This window comes from Alcanivorax sp. HI0044 (genome assembly GCF_001634945.1).
In genome coordinates, this window is the sequence record NZ_LWEZ01000111.1 from 1 (window position 1) to 774 (window position 774).

Annotated in this window: 2 protein-coding genes; both read right to left on the minus strand. The window is 59.1% G+C overall.

Annotated features, from left to right (window positions below):
* Positions 1-378 (minus strand): FGGY family carbohydrate kinase (locus A3730_RS01265; RefSeq protein ID WP_255364140.1); only part of this gene is annotated, 378 nt, incomplete at its 3' end.
* 234 nt (positions 379-612) lie between these two features.
* On the minus strand, positions 613-774 hold a 162-nt coding region (locus tag A3730_RS29350; protein WP_231883800.1), incomplete at its 5' end, for a sensor histidine kinase KdpD.

A 774-nucleotide genomic window follows, 5' to 3' on the forward strand; every position in this document is an offset into this window, starting at 1 on the left:
CGTCTTGCTGCGCACCCAGCTTTCATGCCCCTGATCCCTTAGCCTTTCACAGGTGGCGGCTGTACGGCGATCCTGCCAGACAATGGCTTTGGCCAGCGGATCCCCGGTTTCCCGGTCCCACAGCACGGTGGTTTCTCGCTGGTTGGTGATACCGATAGCGGCCAGTTGCTGTGCCTCCACCCGGGCATTGCGCAAGGCTTGCTGGCACATCGCCAGGGTGTCATTCCAGATCTCCATGGCATCGTGCTCCACCCAGCCATCCTGGGGAAAATGCTGGCGAAACTCTTTCTGCGCCTGCCCACAGGCACGGCCACTGGCATCAAAAACGATGGCGCGGGAACTGGTGGTGCCCTGGTCGATGGATAGGATGTAAGACATGACTCGGCTAATCCTGTTATCAGTATTGGTGGCNGGATCAGGCAGACGTCCCGGAGGGCGTCGGGAGACGCATTTTAAATGAAGGTCCGATGACAGATTGCACGATAACGGACAACCTTATAGACCTTATCGGCTATATATCGCCTGGCACCGGGTGCCTGACGCACAGCTCGCGCACTGCAGCCGGGTTCGATTACGGTTTTCGATATCGTCCGGTATCTGGTGCCCGGCGCACTATCCACTCATCCGACCCAGCACATGCTGGCCTTGCTGGCTCTTGGGCAAGCTTACGGTAAACCGGGCTCCGCCTTCCGGGCTTTCTTCCACGCGAATCTCTCCGCCGTGCCAGTCCACAATCCGCTTCACGATGGACAGCCCCAAACCATACCCGCCGCT